Below are 20,558 nucleotides of genomic sequence, written 5' to 3'. Positions count from 1 at the left end.
CGCGTGCGAAGGTGCTCGAGCCTTCGCACACCTCTTTCGAAAAGCAATCGACGGCAAGGAGATTTCCCCGATGGACTACGTGAAACTCGGCACGACCGGGCTGGAAGTGTCGCGGCTCTGCCTTGGATGCATGACTTTCGGTGTGCCCGAGCGTGGCACGCATCCGTGGACGCTCAATGAGGAGCAAAGCCGTCCCATCATTCGGCAGGCACTCGACGCCGGCATCAATTTCTTCGATACCGCCAATACTTACTCCGATGGCACATCGGAAGAGATCGTGGGCCGAGCGTTGCGCGAGATGACCAAGCGCGATGACATCGTCATTGCGACGAAGGTTTTCAATCGCATGCGGCCCGGCCCGAACGGCGTGGGCCTTTCGCGCAAGGCGATCTTCAACGAAATCGACAACAGCCTGAAGCGGCTAGGCACTGACTACGTCGATCTCTATCAGATTCACCGATGGGACTACACGACGCCGATCGAAGAGACGCTCGAGGCGCTGCACGATGTCGTCAAAGCGGGCAAGGCGCGTTATATCGGCGCATCGTCGATGTATGCGTGGCAATTCAGCAAGGCGCTCTACACGTCGCGGGCGAACGGCTGGACTGAGTTCAAGACGATGCAAAACCACTTGAACCTGCTTTATCGCGAAGAGGAGCGCGAGATGCTGCCCCTATGCGAGGACCAGGGCATCGGCGTATTGCCCTGGAGTCCGCTTGCGCGCGGCCGTCTCACGCGTGAATGGGACGCGACCAGTGAGCGTCAGCAAACGGATGCCTTCGGCAGCACGCTTTATCAAACGCATGATGCAGACCGGGCCGTAGTCGAAGCGGTTGCGGCCGTAGCGCAGGCGCGCGGTGTGCCGCGCGCTCAGGTGGCGCTTGCCTGGGTGGCCCAGAAATCGCCTGTTAGCGCGCCGATCATCGGAGCCTCGAAGCCGAATCACGTGAGCGATGCGGTTGCCGCGTTGTCGCTTCGTCTGACGGCTGATGAGATCGCGCAACTCGAAGCGCCCTATGTGCCACATGCGGTAGCGGGCTTCAAGTAATCCGTGTGCCGATAGGGCTGCGATTAGCGGTCACAATTGTGACTCTATCGGCAGGATGCCAAGCATCCATATCGTTGCACGCTTGAATGAGGATACGTCGGGCTCGTGCTCCAGGGTTTTAGTCGTGCCGTCTGCGTCCGTATCGATCCACACCATGTGCTGACTGCCATCGCCGTTTGCCTGCAGTTCGACACGCCATGCAATGCGGTCGATCTTCATTCCGATGCCATCCGCCACTTCTCGCGCTGCCGCCGCGCTTTCGCAATACACGCCGATCTCCGTATTCAGTTCGACCGAACGCGGGTCGAGATTCATCGAGCCGATGAAGATTCGCTCACGGTCGAACACATAGGTCTTTGCATGCAGTGAGGCCTTCGACGATCCGAACATCGATTTCTTCTCTTTGTTCTCATCCTTTCCATCGCCGGATGCGACGGGCTTTAGCTCGTAAAGTCGCACGCCCGCCTCGAGCATGTCCTTGCGATAGCGTTGATATCCCGCATGGACCGCTGAAACGTCGGTCGCCGCTAAGGAATTGGTCAGCACGGTGACGCGCACGCCACGCGCCGTCATGGAGCGTAGCCATTGCACGCCGACTTCGCGCGGAACGAAATAGGGCGAGACGATCAGCAGTTCATGCTCGGGCTGCAGCTTTAGCGCCCTGAACTTCGATATCAACCGGCCTTCGCTGTCGTCGGTGGCGCGCGTGATTTTCGCGGGATCGTCATAAAGCAGAATGGCCTTGCCCCACACGAACGATGCATCGCGCGATTCGATCACTTGCGCGATGCGTTGTCTTGTCTGTGCGACATAGGGTGAGTGCGCCTCCGAGAGAAGATATGCATCGAGTGCTTCGCGATAACTTGCAAGCGCGTGCGCGTCCGCATGACGGCCGACGAGGCTCTGGATCGGATAGGCGGCATCGGAGTTCCAATAAAGATCGAACGCATCGGATACTTGCCGCACGACAGGGCCATGTACGAATACATCGAGATCGCCGAATGAAATGGTGCTTGACGCGCCGAAGTATTCATCGCCTATGTTTCTTCCGCCGAGAATGGCGACCTGGTTGTCGGCGATAAACGACTTGTTGTGCATGCGCCGATTCACTCTAAAGAATTCGACTGCAGAGCCCAGGCGCTTGAAGCTGCGGTTAGCCACCGGATTGAATAGCCGGACTTGAACATTCGGATGCGACGCAAGCGCAAGCAGGAGATCGTCGTCGGCATTCGTGCCGAGATCGTCGAGCAGCAGTCGCACGCGCACGCCGCGATCCGCCGCGCGAAGCATGGATGCAGCCATTGCGCGACCGGTGAGATCGTCGTGCCAGATGTAGTACTGGAGATCCAGCGAACGGTCAGCAGTTTCCGACAGCAGAACGCGAGCGACGAGCGCGTCCATTCCGTCGGGCAAGAGATGAAATGCATTGTCGCCCGGATGCGCGGCTTCGCTTGCGAGGACGGTCTGGCCCAGGCGCGTATCCGATGTCGGCTCGATTGCATGACTCGATACCCGGCCGCTTTGAGGCGGCAGGCTTGCGCATGCGGTCATCAAGGCGCACATCGCAATGGCGTAAAGCAATCGAACCCACGCTTGCTCGAGCATTTGCATCGCCTCCTAAGCCGTGTGTTTTTCCTTTCGCGACGCAGTGGCCAGTCGCGAGCGCACGAAGCCGATATGCTCGCGGAGCACGTAAAGTGCATCGGCATACGCTAGCGGGAGCTTGAGCGTATCCAGCGATTCTTCGATGTAATCCAGTTCCACGAGCAACGCATGCCGCTCGTCATCGCTCGACATATGCATGGCGCCTCGCTCCACGGCGAGGAGCGCGCCGTAATAGCGATAAATGCGCGAGCGCACTCGCCATCGGTACAGCGCGGGCACGAGACGCAGCGCCGGAAAAATCAGTACCGCGACGGGCAGGAGCAAAACGAGCGCACGATCGGCGATGTTCGCAAGCCAGAATGGCAGTGCCCGATAAAGAAAACTCTTTCCCGAGCGGAAGTAGCGGCTTGCATCCTCGCTAATGGGGAACTCATGCGCAACGGGACTCGGGAACTGACCTGCGCGCTGCAATAGCCCGGCCATGCCATGCACCTCCTGCGCAGCTTCGATCAGCAAGTCCGAGAGGGCCGGGTGCAGGCTCGTGCGCGCCACGAGCTCCACTGTCGGGCTGATCAGATGCACGGTCTGCGGCGGAATGCGTCGTCCAAGATCGAGCACGCCGGGCGGCAATTCGATCTCGTCGAGATACGGAAAGATTCCTGTATAAGCGCGCGCTTCGTTGAAGTCCATTACCGATATGCCGGGCACCTTAAGCAAGCGGAGCATGAGTCCGCGCGTGGCCGAATCACCGCTAAGAAATACGGCGTCTGCTTCGTCGCTGACGAGTTGAGTGGCCGCCTGCAGGCCATCGGTCGGAAGAAGCTGTGTGCTGCCGCCGGGCGTGATGCCGTTCGCTTCGAGCAGTTTCAGCGACAGCATGCGGGTGCCGCTGCCTGCGCGTCCGACTGCAACGCGCTTGCCCTCCAGTTGCGATAGCAGCGTAAGTCCCTTTCCCCGATAAAACACGACGATAGGGACATACGACACGCTGCCGAGCGACATCAGCGACAACGCCTGCTCCTTGGTCGCGATGCCGCCCTGCACGAGCGCAAGGTCCACCTGAACGTTGGGATCGAGCAGACGCTCGAGGTTTTGCACGGAGCCATCGGAAGGCAGCACCTCGAGCGTGATGCCGTTGCGCGCAAGTACCTTCGCGTATTGCTGCGCGGTCTGATAAAGCGAGCTGTCGGGCTGGCCCGCGCTGATGGTGATCGTCCGGGGCGGCGCAGGGTTGACTAGCCAGACGACGAGCGCAGTCGCGAGCGCAAAGGCAAGCAGGAGAGGCCCGACCGTCCACGTGAGGTCGTGCAAGATCCCTTTCGCATGGTCTGGTGGCAGGTGAGGGCGCTTCATGCGGTGCCGTGGCATGAGCGGATCGCCCTCGATTCCTGCGCATCTGAAATGACACTGAGCATGTCGAGCCTGCTTTCTGACGCAGCGTTGACTCGCAGTGTACCGCCAGCCGCCGCAAGAACGGCAGTGGTCACCGCATCGGCGAGGCCGACGCATTGGTATTCTGCATTCAGGCCCAATGCGCCGGGACCCAGACCGTGCCGACCCAGTGACCGGGAACCCAAACCGCGGGTTGCTGTGCAGGCGCGACATAGACGGTAGCGGGCGGCGGAGGCGGCGGCGCTACGATCACCGCGGCAGTCGACACGGTCGCGCCCGTTACCACGGTCGTGCTATGCGAGACGTTCGTCGCCGTCGCCGATCCCGACGTCACGACGACGCCCGGCGCGACGCTCGTCGCACTGCCGGAATGGGCGACGGTGCCGCCGCCCGCTGTATCGACGGCGCCGTAGCGATTGCAGGTATAGCCGGCGCAATTCGTGAAAGCCGTATGGGTGGACGTGTTGCCGTTGGGACCGGTCACGGAGCCAGACGATGAATACTGCCCTGGTGCGCTGCGTGTCACGGTGTTCGCTGTGGTCGCGGTATTGCCGCCGGGGCCTGTCATGCTGCCGGTATGCGAGCACGCGCCGCCGGCGCAGCTCGTGTCGCCTGCATGCTGCACCGAGCGTCCATAGGGGCCATAGGCCGTACCTGAATTGGAGAACTGCCCCGGCGCGGTCCGCGTGACTGTGCCCGAATTCGTCGCAACGCCGCCCCACGGATTCACCACGCCGCCCGCGTGCGAGCAGCTTTCGCCGCCGCAGGAGCCGAAATGCGCACCGTTATATTCACCGCGCGCGGTGTACGCCGTGCCGCCGCGCGCCCAGCCCGCGAAAGCGGAGCCGCTCGATAATGCGAGGGCGGCCGCCGCAGCGACGATCATCATCCGGTGAATTGGCATTTTGGATGCGGACGAAACGCGCTTGCATGCAGCATTTGATCTGTCGTTCACGGGATGTCCTGTTCGGTGCGTGGGCCACCCGGCGTTTCGGTGTGGCAATGAGGCTCACTATAGGACGCGGATTTCCCGCCGTCTTGTGCAGACTTGTTTCATGCGATGTCATCGGAGCGGCGCGATGGAATGCGGTATGCAATCGACGTTGCGGTACCGGATCACTGCGGGAACGTCGCGCTGCGGCATGGCTTCATTCCCGCGAAGGGTGCGAGGCGCTTTCATCGCTGAGGGGCAGCATGGAAAAGAGGGCTTCGATCGCGGCGCTTGCCCGGCGCTTGCCATCGCTGCGCCCGACCGCCAGCTCGACGACAGCGAGGCCCACAACGAGCGCGTGGACCATCGCCACATGTTCCTTGCTGGCAGCGAGCCCCATCGCTTCGAGCATGCGCGTGACGCGCGCCGCAATGGAATCCGCGAACTCGCGAAACAGGCTGCGTATGGAAGGTTCTTCGTCGGCGGCCTGCGCGAGCGCCATCAGCACGCGCGTGTTCTCGTGCCGCATGGCGACGCTAGCGATCGATGCCGCCGTGATCTTCGGCGATGCTTCGCTCGCGAAAGCATCAAGTGCACTGAGCTGGCCATCGACGGCCGTGCGTGCGACAGCTTCGACCAGCGCGAGCCGCGTGGGAAAGTAGTAGGTGAGATGGCTCTGGCGCACGCCGGCGCGCCTGGCGACACGCGGCTGCGTGAAGCCGGCGTAGCCTTCTTCGCGCAACGTGGCGAGGGCGGCCTCGAGTATGGTTTGTCTGCGATCCTGCACGCTGGCTGCCTCGCGCGATGGGCTTGGTTGGTTGACCAAGACCTTATCGTGCGATGCTCGCAACGTCAACCATGCGCCCGTCAGGACTTGCCGTAGGAGGGTGGCTGCGGATTATGGGCTGGATTCGTGTCTAGCTTGCGGACCTCGGTGATGAGGTCGCTCGTGCGTATCGCGAGTTCTTCGAGGTCCAGTTCGAGCGCATCCGCGATGGCCTTGTCGTAGACTTCGTCGCCGTTTACGTACAGCGTGAAGGCATGCAGATACTTTGCTTGCTTGGCGGGATTCTCGATGGTTTCGCGTGTCCATCGATACAGCGGGTAATTCTCAGTGCCTTCGCGCTCGGCTTCGGCGACGTAATCGGCGAAAGCATCGAACTGGCACTTCAACGAAGCGCCGTGTCGCTGGAGCAACGTGTTGAGCGACGACAGCGCCGCGTTGTTCCTGTCTTTGCGTGCCAGTTCCGCGTATCGCGGACTGAGCCGGATTCGCACCTGATACTGCCATTGGTCGTTTGGGCCGTCGTTCATAGACGTCTTCCTTTCTTGAAGGGTGCAGTGGAGACCCATGCATGCGGTCCATCAGCCGGCGATAGAACTAGCGGATCGCTTCAGCATTCAGCATTCATCATTCAACATGCAGCGTTCGATTCAGCGCGCTTTCCGTTGCCGATTCATTCGTACGATCGGGCGGGGCTGCGCGTCGCGCCCTTGCAGCCGCCAGGCGCGCAGGGTATCGAGCGCAACGGAATTGCGCACGTAGCGATGCCAGACAAATGCGAGATCGAAGATCAGAATTGCCAGCCACCACGCATAGAGAAAAAGGAGGCCGCCCAGCACGACAGGCCATAACGCCGTGTCTTCGAGATCGCCCCAGAGCCGAACGCCGACGATCAGCACCGTCATCAGCGCACCCATGCCGACGATCACACGTCGTCCCCAGCGTGGCCTTCGCGGCGCGAACCAGCCAGACAGTGCGACGCAAATCCCGGCCGCGACGAACACGAGCTTACCGACGATTGAATCCTGCATGCGATCGTGCACGATATCCCCGAAGGGTCCCGCGAGAAACTCGGCGACGTCCGGCCGCAACACGAGCCAGAAGAGGAGTGCGCCGACTCCGAAGGCCACGAGCGCAGCGACGCGCCAGCGCAGCCACGCATCGGTGCGGGTCGCGCCGCGTGCCTTCACGAGTCGAGGAATGCGCGCCGCGACGGTCGTTCCCATCAACAGACATGCGAGCGCAAAGACCGAGCGCGTGAGATGGATGAATGCGGCTTCGCTGCCCGAACTGTCGGCGTCCGATGATGCGGTCACGGCTTTGTATACGAAGAACACGGCCGCGAGATGCAGCGCGAAGCTCAGCAGATAGGGAATCGCCGTGCTGACGAAGCCGCGCGCGCGGCGGTTGCGTGGAGGGACCGCGTCGGACTCGCCGAGCATGACGTCTTCGATGAAGTGGTTGAAGACGCCCGCATCGGTCCAGTACTCGGTATGCGCCTTGCCGGGCAGCCAGTAACGGGCGAATCCGTAGTCGTGCCTGTCTTCGAATTCGAACGCCTTGCAGCCTGCAGCATCCAGGTAAGCGCGCGTCGTGTCGAGCGCGAAGCCGACGGGGTCTCCGAAGTCGTAATAGTTGCGCCACTTGATACGCGAACCGAGCCGCAAGACGCCGCCAGTTCGATCCGGTAACTCGATCGCACCATCTGTTTCCCGCGTTGTGAGCGCCATGTTCCGCCATAGGTCCGGCCACAACAGAACATGCTTGTCGATGGGCGAACCGATGGTCATGAAGCCTCGCAGGCATTTCACCCAATCAGTGCTGATGACCTGCTTCTTGTCCCTCGGGTCCTGCACGCAAGACTGTGAAAGTGCATGCAGAATGCCGAGGAAACTGATGACTGTGCCTTCGCTATGTGCGATCAGATAAACCTCCGGCGCACAGTTGCAACGCGTCGTGACCAGATCGACTAGCCGTTTCATCACCCGATGGAAGCGAAAGACGATCGTGTCGCGATGCTGCTTGAAATCCGCGACGAGCTGGACGTCGCCGACATAATCGCGCAGGACCGGCGCCAGATCGAACTTGAAGATGCCGGCCTTCTCCGTCACGGCGAGCAGGCTTTGCATCACGGCGACCGTTTCGACGATTTCCTCGACGACGCCAGCCGCAAGCGAGAAGTCGGCCGGTTCCAGCTTGCGCTCGCTCACATTCAGCATATAGGCGGCCTGCGCGCGGCTCACGATGGACAGTCCCCACGCCTTGCTTTCCTCGAGCGTGTCGTCCTGCTTGACCACTTCGCGCGGGATATCCGCCCAATAGACTTCGGCGAAACCGAGCGTCGAATAGAAGGCGCGTTGCTCGGCGGTATAGGGGCCACCCTCGGGCAGGTCGAGCTGACGCACATCGACTTCGCCGACGCCCGCGATGTCGAAATAGCCGAGCGGCATGACGGGCAGCGGCGGGTCGTAACGCGAACCGAACTGGCTGGCGACCGAGCGTACGGTATCGCTATGCAACTGATTGCCGATGCCATGAATCGCGACGACGATCTTCTGCACGCGCGGCGCAATTGGCACATTGCATGCAATCGCGGCATCCACTGCTGACGCGGCGCGTTCACCGCGTCCGCCCTCCGTACCTCGGGATGCAGCGTCCATGTGCGACTCCCTGCTCCTCGTACTGCCATGTTTCTTGCTGCCAGGCGTGATGCTCGGCTGCGCCGTGGCATCCGCGTCGCTCGGTCATATCGAGATTAGGCTATTTTCGATTGCCCGGCATCCTGAATGCAACAGACCGCATGCAGGATTCAACCGCCTCGCAAGCGTCCCGTATTCAGGGCGGCACCGTTCCACAGGTGCATCGCCGCATAAGCGCGCCACGGACGCCAGCGTTCGGTGTACGCACGTTGCTGCGCCGGCCTGGCAAGCGCGGGCTCGCGCCGCGCAATCGCCTGCATCAGTACGAGATCGGCATCGGGCCACGCGTCGGGATCGCGCAGGGCGCGCATCGCGACATAGCCGACCGTCCACGGACCGATGCCGGGCATCGCGAGCAACTCGCGCTTCAGGTCTTCCCGGTTGGCGCCGGGCGTATCGATCGGCAGTGCGCCTGTCGCGACCGCGCGCGCGAAGCGTTGCACGGTTTCGACGCGCTTGCCAGGCATGCCGATCTTGTCGAGGTCCGCATCGGCGAGCTCGCGCGGCGTCGGAAAGCGCCACGCTGTGCCTTCGTGCGGATGACCGTCGATGCGCCGGCCCGCGCGCTGGACGATGCGGCCCATGATCGTCGATGCGCCCTTCACGCTCACCTGCTGCCCGACGATCGTCCGCACCACGAGCTCGAAGCCGGACCACGCCCCCGGCACACGCAGTCCCGGCGCCGCTTCGACGAGCGGTGCAAGCAACGGATCGCGCGAGAGGCAATGCGCGATCTCGTGAGGATCGACGTCCACGTCGAACATGCGGGAGAGCGGGGCAGCGAGTTCATCGGCGTGGCGGCGCGCATCGCCGTGCACGGACGCGATCAGGCGATGCTTGCGTCCGTGCGGTGTCACTTCGATGACGCCGTCGGCGCCGCGCCATTCGATCGCCCGACGATAAACGCCGTCTTCCACCGATTCGACACCGGCCGACGCCCTGCCGCCGATGAACGCGAGAAGGCGCGCCCAGTCGAACGGGCGCTTGAACGGTAGTTCGATGATTGCGGTGCTGCTCACGTGCGTCGATTGCATCTTGTATGCCGAATGATGAATGCCGATATTGCTTCTGCAGCGGCGCACGCTGCTTTCCGACGGATGCGCTCATTCGCCGCTAACTTTGTGCGACGAGAATGGCTTCATCGAAACGGAGGTCAACATGAACGCCATCACTATCAGCATCGTCGCAATGGTCATTACGGCTGCGCTTGCGGTCATTGCCCCGGTCACGAGCCATACCCAGCACGAAAGCATGGCATCGGTTGCTCATGCGACTACGTGACCACAACCGCACGCCAGGCCTGCTTTGCACCACGCGTGCCCCGGCAGATGCCGACGCAGAAGCGCAGCCATGCGCGGGCCACCGCGCGTCTCGAGCGCCGCGATCAACTCCACATGTTCGCGTATGGCGCTATGCACTTCACTGGCCGCGCGGGTACCGTCGAGTTCGGCACCAACAGCGCTGCGTTTTTGTGGATGGCGACGACGGTTCCCCGCGTGGAGCGGCGAAATGCGCTGACATCATAGCCTCTACGTGCTTTCGATCATCAGCGCGGCGCGTGCCTCGTCCGTCCAGACCGCGGCACGCCGATCAAGCGCACGAGTCTCGTCAATGTATCGTCGATGCATCGAGCGTGACTCACGACCATTGCATCAGGCACGGCAGACACTGCCGTCTCATACCTCCGTCGAATGCAGAATGCGAAAGCACATGCCATACGGCATGCCATCGCGCTACGCTACACGCCGCCGTCCGCAAGACTGTCTTCGTGGATCGCCTGGTTCCGGCCCGCCCGTTTCGCCCGATAAAGCGCGGCGTCGGCACTGTTGAGCAACTTGAGCGCGTCACTGCCCTGACGCGGCATCGCCGTCGCGGCGCCGATGCTGACCGTGAGGAAGCCCTTCGGCGAACCGCTGTTGGAGATGGCGAGCGACTCGACCTTCTTGCGCAGGCGATCGGCGAACATCACCGCACTGGCCGCCGTTGCGCCGGGCAGCACGATCACGAATTCCTCACCGCCATAGCGGGCGACGATATCGCCGGGGCGTTTCACTGCATGCTGAATGCAATCCGCCACCGCAACGAGGGCATCGTCGCCCATTGCGTGGCCGTAGGTATCGTTATAGAGCTTGAAGTAATCTACGTCGACGAAGAGGGCGGACAGCGGTTGGTCGGCACGACGCGCACGGCGCCACTCTTCGCCGAGACGGCGATCGAGTGCCCGCCGGTTGCTCAGGCCAGTCAGTGCGTCGGTGCCCGCCAGCCGCTGGAGCTTCTCGAGCGCTGTGGCGCGCGATCGCAGCGAAATCGCCAGCAGCCAGGAGATGGCGATGAACCCGCCGCCGAACATCAACGTGAGTCCGCCGATGATGGTGCTCCGATGCCGCCAGCCTTCGAGCACGTCGTCCTCCGCGGGCGCGACTGCGGCGATCAGGTTCGTGCCCGGCACGCGCACGAAGGTGTAGAGGCGGCGAACGCCATCGAGCGCGGACGTGGCGATGTACGAGCCCGAGGGCTGATCCTTCATGGCGACGAATGTCGGGGAAACGGAGACGTTTCGCGCATTGCCCGCGCCATCGCCTTGCAAGGGAGGTTTGCGTGCGAGCATCACACCGTCGCGTTGCACGATGAATACCGATCCTGCACGGCCGACGTTCACGCGCGATAGCAAGAGATCGAAGTAGCTCGTGTTCAGCGCGATGACAGCGACACCCGCGAAGGAGCCGTCGGGCGCGTTGATGCGCCGGCTCAACGCGAGCGATGGCTTGCCGTCGCGCAAGCGCGATTCGTAGGGCCCCGAAATATACAGTCCCACATTAGCGTTTTGCTCGTGCGCCTTGAAATAGCCGCGATCGCTGAACCAAAGGTTAGCGCGGTCGGATGCGTCCCGCGCATCCGTGATTCGCCCCTGGGCGTTCATGACGAATGCGCCGCCGATATAACTCGCGGCCGTCGCGCCGTCGAACAGCACGAGCGGGCGCAGCGCGGGCGCCATCTTCGCGACCTCCGGATTCTCGATGCTGCTTACGATCGTGCGTAACGACAGGTCGCTCGATTCCACGTTGCGTGCAATGTCCGCGCTGAGCGTGGCGACGACATTCGCCGATGCCTCGTGCGCGTTCTGCAGGGCCTGCGCGCGCCCTTGCCATAGCGCGGCGAATGAAAGCACGCCCATCGACAGGGCCATTGCCGTGCCGATGATGCCCGCCAGCAGCGGGAAGCGCGAGAACACGTCAGCGACGCGCAGCCACGCACTGTTGTTGCGCCGAAACAAGCGCAAACCGACGATGCGACCGGTCTTGCGCACGGCTCTGAAACTACGGGGCATTCGTCTCTCCATGACGCGAGCTTGTCGTTCCTCGACCTATGGCGCCACCTCGTGAATGATTGAAAACAGCCTGAATCAAGGGGTTTTCGCGTCGCACCAGCGCGTCGCTCGCGTCTACTTGACGAGACGTAACCGCCTCGTGACGATCGTGCCGGTGTTTCTGTCGATGAGCCACACGGCGTCGATACGTCCGTGCAACGTCGATGTCCTCCGCGTGATGTCGGTGGGCTCCTCATCGGTGGGATCGCTGTGCTCGGAGCGGTCGGACAGGTAAGGCGGTTCCAGCGAACAGACGAGCACGATCGCGAAATCGCCGCTGCCATGCGACGGATCGAAGCCAGGAAGCAGCGCGCTTCCACGCACGCTCGTTTTGGCGCGGTCGTCGGTGTCCAGCTGAATCGTGTCGATGGTCTGAATGAAGCCCTTCGCCTTCGCTTCCGGTGCAATGACGAGCTTCCGTCCGCTCTGGCCTTCGACTTTGCGCTTGAGCAGAATTAGATCGGGTTGCTCGGGCGCCGCAAGCGATACGTTGACCGACAGAAGCTTTTTTCTGGATTCAAAACGCACGCCGTACGACGCTGGTATCACGAATGCAAAAGTCCGCTCGGCTTGCGATCGCTCATCCTTGCTTGGGACGGAAGCGCTCGACGTGCGATGAAACGGGCGCGCCAGAAAGCTGCGCACGCGGCCCGTGATCGTCGGGTTTGCTCCCGGCTTCTTGCTCGATGACGTCGCGGCAGCCAATGCGTCTCGCACGTGCTCGGGATCGTCGCCGCTAAAGTGCGGCGGCAGCGACGTCACGGCAAGAATGCTGTTCGTTGACGCGCTCGCAGCCGTCGCCGCAGTCGCCGCGGGCGCGGATGCCGTGCAGTGCGCCTGCTGCGCGTAGACCGTCGCCGACAAGCACAGCACGGCGCCAACGGCTCTTATCGCAGCGTTTCGACCTGGTTTCCGAAATAACACGAAACTACCCCTGGCACGCATCGCCGAGTCCTGAAAGCGGCTATCTTAAAATAAAGCTGATTGTTCCGCCGCGAAATGCTGGTGCGATGCGTGAGCGCGGGGCGGTTCGGCTCGCCGTAAGATTTTTGTTCACAAGCCGGTATGTGCATTCATTTTCGATGGAACCGAAGGCAGCGGTACGCCAGCTCCCCAAGTGACGTTCGTCCGCTTTTTGTTCACGCCTGCGAAACCTCATCGGCAAACATCGTCAGCAGCGCACGAAAATCACCCAGCATCGCTGTGCGTCCCGCGCACGAGGCGCCCAATGCGGACATCCAAGCATGTTGTATTCAAGACGCCATCGGATGACAGCGCGCATCCGGGCGTTCGCCGCGTTCGGGGCAATCGACCTGAAACAGGCGCGCAGCGTTCGACGGTCGCAGCAAGGAAGCCGAAAGCAACACAAGGCGCGGCGCTATACTGAGCGTCCCTGAACGCAACACTGCCGAACCGCTGCGCAAAGCAACGAAAACGGCTCGGTATATCCCAAAAATTGGCTGAACACGACTTAGAGAAACTCAGGATCGACCGCGGACCCGCGGCCGCATCTGTCATGCCGCGTCGCAGGCGCAACTGGATTCGCTATGCGGCCATCGCGGCCATCATTGCTGTGCTGATCGGCGTCGGCGTCCGGCTTGCCGGGCCGCAAGCGGTGGAGACCGCCACCGTCACGTCGGTGTATCCATCGCAGACTTATACGCTCTTGAATGCGACCGGCTATGTCGTGCCGCAGCGCAAGGCGGCGGTGGCGTCGAAGGCGCAGGGCCGTGTCGAATGGCTCGGCGTGCTCGAAGGGACGGTGGTGAAGGAAGGGCAGATCATCGCGCGGCTGGAAAGCGCCGATGTGGCGGCGTCGCTCGCACAGGCACAGGCGCAGGTCAAGGTCGCGCAAGCCAACCTGCAGTTGCAGCGCGCTGAACTCGAGAATGCGGCAGCCAATCTCAAGCGCTCGCTGGTGCTTGCACCGCACGGCGCGATATCGGCGTCGCAATACGATGCCGACCGCGCCCGCTATGACAAGGCCAAAGCATCCATCAATAGCGACCAGGCTGCGATTCTTTCCGCGCAAGCCAACGCGCGCGCCGCACAAGTCGCCGTCGATCAGACCGTGATTCGCGCTCCGTTCGATGGCGTCGTGCTCGAGAAGCACGCCAATGTCGGCGATAACATCACGCCGTTTTCGTCGGCATCGGATAGCAAGGGCGCAGTCGTCACCATCGCCGACATGAAGACGCTCGAAGTCGAGGCGGACGTGGCCGAATCGAATATTGCACGCATCAAGGTCGATCAGCCATGCGAGGTGCAACTCGATGCATTGCCCGATACCCGCTTTGCAGGCCGCGTGTCGCGCATCGTGCCGACAGTCGATCGCTCCAAGGCCACGGTGCTCGTGAAAGTGCGTTTCGTCGATCGGGATGAACGCGTGCTGCCTGATATGAGCGCGAAGATCGCGTTTCTGTCGAAACCCGTGCCGCCCGAAGAAAAGAAGGCAGTGGTCGCGGTGCAGCCTGCGGCTGTCGTCATGCGCGGCGGCAAGAACGTGGTGTATCGCGTCGATAACGACAAGGCGCGCGAAGTGCCTGTGACAACGGGTGAGCGCATTGGCGACCTGCTTGCCGTATCCGGTGTCAAGCCAGGTGACACGCTCGTGCTTGCGCCCGGTGACAAGCTCAAGGACGGCGCCAGCATCACCGTGGCGAAGAAATAGCGTGAGCACGGCGCCCCTCGTTCAGATCAGCCACGTCGCGAAGTCGTATCGGCGTGGCGTGCAGACGGTGCCGGTATTGACCGACATCACACTGTCCATTGCCGAAGGCGATTTCGTTGCCTTGATGGGGCCGTCGGGTTCCGGCAAGAGTACGCTGCTCAATCTCACTGCAGGCATCGACAGACCCGATAGCGGCGAGTTGCGGGTCGGCGGGCTCGACATTACACGCTTGCCGGAAGCCGCGCTTGCGGACTGGCGCGCATCGCACGTGGGCTTTATTTTTCAGTTCTATAACCTCATGCCGGTGTTGACCGCGTTTGAGAACGTCGAGCTTCCGCTGATGCTGACAAGGCTCTCGCGAGCCGAACGTCGCGAGCGTGTCGCGATGGTGCTCGACATGGTCAATATGAGCGAGCGCACGAGTCACTATCCATCGGAGCTATCGGGCGGGCAACAGCAGCGCGTCGCGATTGCACGCGCGTTGATCACCGATCCGAAGCTGATCGTCGCGGACGAGCCGACCGGCGACCTCGATCGCACTTCCGCCAGCGAAGTGCTCGCGATGATGCAGCGTTTGAACGAGCGCCTTGGCAAGACCATCATCATGGTCACGCACGATGCGCATGCTGCCAACGCCGCCAAAGCGCTCGTGCATCTGGAGAAAGGCGAATTGATCGATGACAAGGCGCGCTAAGCCATGTACGTCCTCAAGCTGATTCTGCGCAACGCGACACGCCACAAGCTGCGCACCGCATTGACCGTGCTGGGACTCACCATCGCCGTGCTGGCTTATGGCCTGCTGCACACGGTCGTCGATGCGTGGTATGCAGGCGCGGCGGCGGCATCGAATGCGCGGCTCGTCACGCGCAATGCCATTTCGCTCGTTTTTCCTTTGCCGCTTGCGTATGAGAACCGCATACGCGGCGTCGATGGCGTCACGATGGTTGCGCGCTCCAACTGGTTCGGCGGCGTCTATCGCGACCCCAAGAATTTCTTCGCGCAGTTTGCAGTGTCGGACAATTATCTGGATCTTTACCCCGAGTTCATTATTTCGCCGCAAGCGCGTGCCGATTATCAGCGCGACAGAAAAGGCTGTCTTATCGGGCGCCAACTCGCCACGCAATACGGCTTCAAGGTCGGTGACGTGATCCCGCTAAAGGGCACCATCTATCCGGGCACGTGGGACTTCGTCGTGCGCGGCATCATGGAAGGGCGCGAGGAATCCACCATCACGCGGCAGCTCGTGTTCCACTGGGAGTACCTGAACGAAACCATTCGCAAGACGACGAAGCGCAACGTGGATCAGGTCGGCGTGTACGTTGTCGGCATCGATAATTCGGACCATGCTGCGGCCGTCTCACGCAACATCGACAGCGTGTTCAAGAACTCACTCGCTGAGACCTTGACCGAAACGGAGCAGGCGTTTCAACTCGGCTTCGTCGCGATGTCGAATCAGATCATTGCGGCGATACGTGTCGTGTCATACGTGGTGATCCTGATCATCATGGCCGTGATGGCCAATGCCATGGCAATGAGCGCGCGCGAGCGCACCGTCGAATATGCAACGCTCAAGGCGCTCGGCTTGGGACCGACGTTTCTTTCGGTGCTCGTCTTCGGTGAGTCGCTTGCGATTTGCGCCATTGGCGGCGGTATAGGCATGTTGCTGACTCCGCCCGCTGCCGTCGTTTTTCAGCATGCAACGGGCGGCGTGTTTCCGGTATTCAGGGTATCGCACGAGACGATGTTCTTGCAGGCGGTCTGCGCGCTGGCCGTTGCGCTGGCGGCGGCGGTCGTACCGGCTTTTCAGGCAAGCCGTGTGCGCATCGTCGAAGGCTTGCGCGCCATCGGTTAGGAGCAGACGGCCATGGCCATTCCGGTTTCCTATGTCGCCCGCAATCTATGGGCGCGCCGCCTCACGACACTGCTGACCGCAAGCGGCCTTGCGCTCGTGGTATTCGTCTTTGCAACGGTGCTGATGCTCGACGCGGGCCTCAAAAAGACACTCGTTTCGACGGGCGAGCGCGACAACGTCGTCGTCATTCGCAAGGGCGCGGAGACGGAGATTCAAAGCGCGATCGATCGCGCGCAAGCCAATGTGATGGAAATGCATCCGTCGGTCGCTTTGAATCGAAATGGAGAGCCGCTCGCATCGAAAGAGACCGTAGTTCTTATCTCGCTGACCAAGCTCGGCACGAATACGCCGGCCAATGTCGTCATTCGCGGCGTGTCTGCGATGGGCGTCGAGTTGCGCCCGCAAGTGAAGCTCACGGCGGGGCGCATGTTCACGCACGGTTCGTCGGAAATCATCGTGGGCAGCAGCATTGCCAGGGGCTTTGGCGGCACGCGCATCGGCGAGCATTTGCGCTTCGCGCAGCGTGACTGGACTGTCGTCGGCCATTTCGATGCGGCCGGCAGCGGTTTCGACTCGGAAATCTGGGGCGATGCCGATCAATTGATGCAGTCGTTTCGCCGAACCACGTACTCGTCGATGATCGTGCGCCTCGCGCGCAGCGATGCCTTCGAACGCTTCAGGAGCGATATCGACGTGGACCCGCGCCTCGCAGACGAAGCGAAACGCGAGCAAGTCTTTTACGGCGATCAGTCCAGGGCGCTCTCGACCTTCATCAATATTCTTGGCTTCACGTTATCCATCATCTTCTCGATAGCTGCCATGATCGGCGCGATGATCACGATGTACGCGTCGGTTGCTAACCGCGTCGGGGAAATCGGCACCTTGCGCGCGTTGGGCTTCAAACGAATCGACGTGCTGCTTGCTTTCCTGCTGGAAGCACTTTTGCTCGGACTCGTAGGCGGCATGGCGGGCCTGTGCTGTGCCGCATTGATGCAGTTCGCCTCGTTTTCCACGACGAATTTCCAGACCTTCGCTGACTTGTCCTTCCGCTTCATTCTCACGCCGTCGGTTGTGATTCGCACGGTCGTGTTCTCGCTCCTGATGGGTTTCGTCGGCGGATTCCTGCCTGCGCTGAGGGCCTCGCGCATGAGTATCGTCGATGCGCTGCGGGCACGTTGATCGTTCGATTCGGCGCAAGTATCGGTACTGAATTATTGAATATTCGAACTTGATGGCGAGCAGTAGAGTAGCTTTCATCGCGCTCTCAGACCGCTTGGGGAATATTCATGCCGCTCGTTAGAATCTCGCTGATCAAAGGAAAGTCGCGGGAGCACATCCGCGCGATCTCGAATCAGGTTCATGAGGCGCTGGTCGAAGCGTTCCAGGTTCCGGTGGACGACCGCTTCCAACTCATAGAACAGCGCGACCGTGACGACTTCATTTACGACGCGAATTATTTGGGCGTCGAGCGAAGCGATGACCTCGTCTTCATCCACATTACCGCAAGCGATTGGCGCAACCTTCCCACCAAGAAAGCTTTCTACAAGACGCTTGCCACGCGCCTGTCCGTATCGCCCGGCTTGCGGCCCGAAGACGTGCTGATCGTGCTTGCGCCTAATCGGCGCGAGGACTGGTCATTCGGACGCGGGCTCGCATCGTATGTGGATTCGGAAGCTTGACGGGCTTCGCTGAGTTCGCTAAGCGTCGCGCGCGCGATAAGACGCGCCGCGCGTGCCGTTGATCGCGAACACATCGCCTTCCGGCGCCCTGGTGACAGTGCCGTTGCGAGGAATGAGCGGGATTCTTCGCGTGCTGTCAGGCGCCAGATGAAACCAGTCAACCTCTGCACGATAGTCAGGGTCAACCACATGCACCCATCGCGCGAAGCTCGTTGCGGTGACGTGAAGCGCCCATCCGTCATCGCCTTTGTCGAGGGTGACGCTCAGGCCGACGTCGCGGCGTTCGCTCACGGACATATCGGGAAGATGAAAAGCCTCTGACAGTACCGCGCCCGTGTCTGCATCGATCAGACGCACATAAGTCGTATCGTGGCCCCGGGGACCGAAACGGTAGGCGTAAGCCGTGTCGAAGAACGCGCCGATCAGCGAGCCCGAATTGATTTTTTCGACGCTACGCGCCTTCATAACGATGTCGCAGGAGCCGCCTGCGACCTTGATCGAGCCATCGCGCAAGCAGGTCAAGTCGACCCGCGCGCGAATGTCATGCGCGGTTTCATTCACGAGATGTACGTCGATACCGTCGAGACCTTCATCGGTAATCAGCACTTGCACGGGCTGGAGCACGCGAGCCAGGCCATGCAACGCACTCTTCGGAACGCCGGATACGTCGATCACACCCCAGCCGGCACCGGGCCGAAGATCGAGCAGATTCCACACGATGCCACCCGCGCATGTCAACTCCTTGCGCCGCCATTCTGAAAACACAGCGCCCATGACATCGGCCACGACGGCCCGCGAAAGCGTCAGATAACGCTCCGGATCTTCGTATCGCAATCGCGCGACGTCAACGCCGTAGAGCGAGCGCAGGTAGTGTTCGCGCACGTCATCGAAATCCCAAGCCGCGCCGGGGTCGCGCGGCACGCCGATTTTCCAGCGCGGCTCATGGGGCCGCGATGCATTGGGTGTTGCGCGCAAAGCGACGTCGTCGGGAACATTGGCGAATGCGAGGCATTCGGATGCGAAGCGGACTCGTGCGCGGCGTGCATCGTCCAAAGGGCGTTGATAGGCGCCTACGCCGTAGTAGTGAGTGACGCCGCCGCGTGTTCCGAAGGGCATGGATAGCTTGTCGCCGGGCGCTGCGCTCGGTGAATTGACGACATAAGGCACATCGGGCCGCATGCTTGCGATGATCGAGGGCAAGAGCTCGGTGAATAGCCGCTGTTGATATGCGTCGAAGGGCAGGCCGAGCATGGCGGCCTGCTGATGCACTTCGCTTCCGCCACACAATACCGCAAGCGATGCGAAGCGCCGCGTGCGCGCAAGAAATTGCTCCGCTTCCCGTTGCACGCTTTGTTCGAATGCTTCGTCGGTCGGATAGTCGAAGTTCGCGAACGCAAAGTCTTGCCACACCAGGATGCCGTATTCGTCGGCGAGCTCGTAGAACGTATCGGATTCATAGAGCGTTGTGCCACTCACACGGATAATGTTCAAACCCGCTTGACGGCACGCTTTGAAAAGCGCTTTCAGTTTTTCGCGCGGCGCGTCCAGCGCGACGATATCGGCGGAAGTCCAGCATGCTCCGCGAGCGAAAACGGGCGTGCCGTTCAAGACGAGCTGGAAGCCCGCGCCATCCGGTCCGCGATCGACATCGATCGTACGGAAGGCGATATCGCCAAGCGAAATGACTCTTTGCAGCCCTCCTGCGATCTTTACTGAATAGCGCGCCGGCTCGCCATGCGTATGCGGCCACCACAAGCGTGCCTGCACTACGCGGACTCTTCCAGTCACGGTGTGTGCGTCGAGCCAGTGAAGCTGCGCTGAGGCATCGCCGCACTCCAGTTGCATATCTTGAGGCGCTTGTGCGTGATAGAAGCGCACCGTCACATCGAGCAGACCATCGCGGCCATCGACGCTCGAAGTCATCTGCACGCGATCGATCGATGCATCCGACTCGCCGATAACCTCGACCGCGCGCCACGGTCCCGCAGGCTGAATCGCGGGGCACCATCCGGGCATATGCCCGAGGAGCGTCGTGCGTACATTGCGCAAGGTCGCCGGCTGCGCGAGCTTCGGACGCCAGCGTGCGCGTCCGCGTTTGGCTGCAAGCGCGGGCGCGATGGATCGGAAGCAGAGATAAAGCGTCGTCTCGCCCGCGAAGTCGACGTCAAGGTCATGTGCCAAGAACATCGAGTCTGATTCGAGCAGCTTGCGGCCGTCGATCCATATTTCCGCTATCGTCACCAGCCCGTTGAAGCGCAAGCGTCGCTTGCCCGTCACGTTGAGCGTGATGCGATACCAATGGTCCGACAGTGCATAAGGCTGCGCGAGTGCGTCGCCATTGACTCCTGCAGCGCGATGCGCACAGGCCACGGTGCCAGGCACAGGTGCGTCGAGCCACTGTGTATGAGCATCGAGCGCGTCGGGCGTCGGGCAGGCGCCGGCAGGCGTGCTTGCGCATTGCCAGCCGGCGTCCAGGCGGCGCGGCACAAGCGGCGAGGCATACATGAGCTTTCCTTATATTTGATTTCTT

17 protein-coding genes are annotated in these 20,558 nt (G+C 61.7%); 7 read left to right on the top strand and 10 right to left on the bottom strand.

Annotation, left to right across the window (positions count from 1 at the left end):
- The first annotated feature begins 70 nt into the window (after positions 1–70).
- The gene (locus P9255_RS11815; protein WP_309767517.1) at positions 71–1,048 is read left to right on the top strand and encodes an aldo/keto reductase; all 978 of its coding nucleotides are present in this window, start codon (positions 71–73) and stop codon (positions 1,046–1,048) included.
- Positions 1,049–1,078: 30 nt separating this feature from the next.
- On the opposite strand, the gene P9255_RS11810 is transcribed toward P9255_RS11815, so the two are convergent.
- The 7 genes from P9255_RS11810 to P9255_RS11780 all read right to left on the bottom strand — a co-directional run bounded on the left by P9255_RS11810 (position 1,079) and on the right by P9255_RS11780 (position 9,493).
- On the bottom strand, positions 1,079–2,653 hold the full coding sequence (locus P9255_RS11810; protein ID WP_309767519.1) for a phospholipase D family protein: 1,575 nt from the start codon (positions 2,651–2,653) through the stop codon (positions 1,079–1,081).
- A 12-nt stretch (positions 2,654–2,665) separates the two neighbouring features.
- The gene (locus P9255_RS11805; protein ID WP_309789514.1) at positions 2,666–4,021 is read right to left on the bottom strand and encodes a TAXI family TRAP transporter solute-binding subunit; all 1,356 of its coding nucleotides are present in this window, start codon (positions 4,019–4,021) and stop codon (positions 2,666–2,668) included.
- A 154-nt stretch (positions 4,022–4,175) separates the two neighbouring features.
- A complete protein-coding gene (locus P9255_RS11800) occupies positions 4,176–4,949 on the bottom strand; it encodes a hypothetical protein (protein ID WP_309767523.1) in 774 nt (257 codons plus the stop codon).
- 244 nt (positions 4,950–5,193) lie between these two features.
- Positions 5,194–5,802: a TetR family transcriptional regulator gene (locus P9255_RS11795; protein ID WP_309767526.1), complete on the bottom strand. Its 609-nt coding sequence runs from the start codon at positions 5,800–5,802 to the stop codon at positions 5,194–5,196.
- Positions 5,803–5,843: 41 nt separating this feature from the next.
- Positions 5,844–6,290, bottom strand: coding sequence for a hypothetical protein (locus P9255_RS11790; RefSeq protein WP_309767528.1), 447 nt, complete (start codon positions 6,288–6,290; stop codon positions 5,844–5,846).
- Positions 6,291–6,410: 120 nt separating this feature from the next.
- Positions 6,411–8,420, bottom strand: a complete 2,010-nt coding sequence (locus tag P9255_RS11785) for an MFS transporter (protein WP_309767530.1) — start codon at positions 8,418–8,420, stop codon at positions 6,411–6,413.
- A gap of 149 nt (positions 8,421–8,569) precedes the next feature.
- Complete coding sequence (locus P9255_RS11780) at positions 8,570–9,493, bottom strand: AlkA N-terminal domain-containing protein (RefSeq protein ID WP_309767532.1); 924 nt, start codon at positions 9,491–9,493, stop codon at positions 8,570–8,572.
- Between the two features lie 124 nt (positions 9,494–9,617).
- Between P9255_RS11780 and P9255_RS11775 the strand changes: the two genes are divergently transcribed.
- On the top strand, positions 9,618–9,740 hold the full coding sequence (locus tag P9255_RS11775; RefSeq protein ID WP_309767534.1) for a hypothetical protein: 123 nt from the start codon (positions 9,618–9,620) through the stop codon (positions 9,738–9,740).
- Positions 9,741–10,197: 457 nt separating this feature from the next.
- Here the strand turns inward: P9255_RS11775 and P9255_RS11770 are convergent, their stop codons facing one another.
- Together P9255_RS11770 and P9255_RS11765 are read right to left on the bottom strand one after the other, a co-directional pair.
- Positions 10,198–11,787, bottom strand: a complete 1,590-nt coding sequence (locus P9255_RS11770; protein ID WP_309767536.1) for a sensor domain-containing diguanylate cyclase — start codon at positions 11,785–11,787, stop codon at positions 10,198–10,200.
- 114 nt (positions 11,788–11,901) lie between these two features.
- Positions 11,902–12,699 carry a hypothetical protein gene (locus P9255_RS11765; protein WP_309767538.1) on the bottom strand — a complete coding sequence of 266 codons (798 nt, stop codon included), beginning with the start codon at positions 12,697–12,699 and terminating at the stop codon, positions 11,902–11,904.
- Positions 12,700–13,342: 643 nt separating this feature from the next.
- On the opposite strand from P9255_RS11765, the gene P9255_RS11760 reads away from it, so the two are divergent.
- The 5 genes from P9255_RS11760 to P9255_RS11740 all read left to right on the top strand — a co-directional run bounded on the left by P9255_RS11760 (position 13,343) and on the right by P9255_RS11740 (position 18,028).
- Entirely contained in the window at positions 13,343–14,497 is a 1,155-nt protein-coding gene (locus tag P9255_RS11760; RefSeq protein WP_309767540.1) for an efflux RND transporter periplasmic adaptor subunit, read from the top strand.
- Position 14,498: 1 nt separating this feature from the next.
- Entirely contained in the window at positions 14,499–15,191 is a 693-nt protein-coding gene (locus P9255_RS11755) for an ABC transporter ATP-binding protein (RefSeq protein WP_309789513.1), read from the top strand.
- A gap of 3 nt (positions 15,192–15,194) precedes the next feature.
- On the top strand, positions 15,195–16,349 hold the full coding sequence (locus P9255_RS11750; protein WP_309789512.1) for an ABC transporter permease: 1,155 nt from the start codon (positions 15,195–15,197) through the stop codon (positions 16,347–16,349).
- A gap of 12 nt (positions 16,350–16,361) precedes the next feature.
- Positions 16,362–17,528, top strand: coding sequence for an ABC transporter permease (locus P9255_RS11745; protein WP_309767547.1), 1,167 nt, complete (start codon positions 16,362–16,364; stop codon positions 17,526–17,528).
- 107 nt (positions 17,529–17,635) lie between these two features.
- Positions 17,636–18,028, top strand: a complete 393-nt coding sequence (locus tag P9255_RS11740) for a tautomerase family protein (RefSeq protein WP_309767549.1) — start codon at positions 17,636–17,638, stop codon at positions 18,026–18,028.
- 18 nt (positions 18,029–18,046) lie between these two features.
- On the opposite strand, the gene P9255_RS11735 is transcribed toward P9255_RS11740, so the two are convergent.
- Positions 18,047–20,533, bottom strand: a complete 2,487-nt coding sequence (locus tag P9255_RS11735; RefSeq protein ID WP_309789511.1) for a glycosyl hydrolase 2 galactose-binding domain-containing protein — start codon at positions 20,531–20,533, stop codon at positions 18,047–18,049.
- Positions 20,534–20,558 lie beyond the last annotated feature (25 nt).

This window comes from Caballeronia sp. LZ019 (genome assembly GCF_031450825.1).
Taxonomy (GTDB): Bacteria; Pseudomonadota; Gammaproteobacteria; order Burkholderiales; family Burkholderiaceae; genus Caballeronia.
Note: the sequence above shows the minus strand (reverse complement) of the source record. Positions and strands in the feature narration are given on the sequence as shown.

Bases quoted from the DNA above. Each gene is read 5' to 3' on its own strand.
- P9255_RS11815 (WP_309767517.1), top strand. From the start codon at position 71: ATGGACTACGTGAAACTCGGCACGACCGGGCTGGAAGTGTCGCGGCTC.
- P9255_RS11790 (WP_309767528.1), bottom strand. From the start codon at position 6,290: ATGAACGACGGCCCAAACGACCAATGGCAGTATCAGGTGCGAATCCGG.
- P9255_RS11805 (WP_309789514.1), bottom strand. From the start codon at position 4,021: ATGCCACGGCACCGCATGAAGCGCCCTCACCTGCCACCAGACCATGCG.
- P9255_RS11745 (WP_309767547.1), top strand. From the start codon at position 16,362: ATGGCCATTCCGGTTTCCTATGTCGCCCGCAATCTATGGGCGCGCCGC.
- P9255_RS11780 (WP_309767532.1), bottom strand. From the start codon at position 9,493: ATGCAATCGACGCACGTGAGCAGCACCGCAATCATCGAACTACCGTTC.
- P9255_RS11750 (WP_309789512.1), top strand. From the start codon at position 15,195: ATGTACGTCCTCAAGCTGATTCTGCGCAACGCGACACGCCACAAGCTG.
- P9255_RS11785 (WP_309767530.1), bottom strand. From the start codon at position 8,420: ATGGACGCTGCATCCCGAGGTACGGAGGGCGGACGCGGTGAACGCGCC.
- P9255_RS11760 (WP_309767540.1), top strand. From the start codon at position 13,343: ATGCCGCGTCGCAGGCGCAACTGGATTCGCTATGCGGCCATCGCGGCC.
- P9255_RS11770 (WP_309767536.1), bottom strand. From the start codon at position 11,787: ATGCCCCGTAGTTTCAGAGCCGTGCGCAAGACCGGTCGCATCGTCGGT.
- P9255_RS11810 (WP_309767519.1), bottom strand. From the start codon at position 2,653: ATGCTCGAGCAAGCGTGGGTTCGATTGCTTTACGCCATTGCGATGTGC.
- P9255_RS11740 (WP_309767549.1), top strand. From the start codon at position 17,636: ATGCCGCTCGTTAGAATCTCGCTGATCAAAGGAAAGTCGCGGGAGCAC.
- P9255_RS11775 (WP_309767534.1), top strand. From the start codon at position 9,618: ATGAACGCCATCACTATCAGCATCGTCGCAATGGTCATTACGGCTGCG.
- P9255_RS11800 (WP_309767523.1), bottom strand. From the start codon at position 4,949: ATGCCAATTCACCGGATGATGATCGTCGCTGCGGCGGCCGCCCTCGCA.
- P9255_RS11735 (WP_309789511.1), bottom strand. From the start codon at position 20,533: ATGTATGCCTCGCCGCTTGTGCCGCGCCGCCTGGACGCCGGCTGGCAA.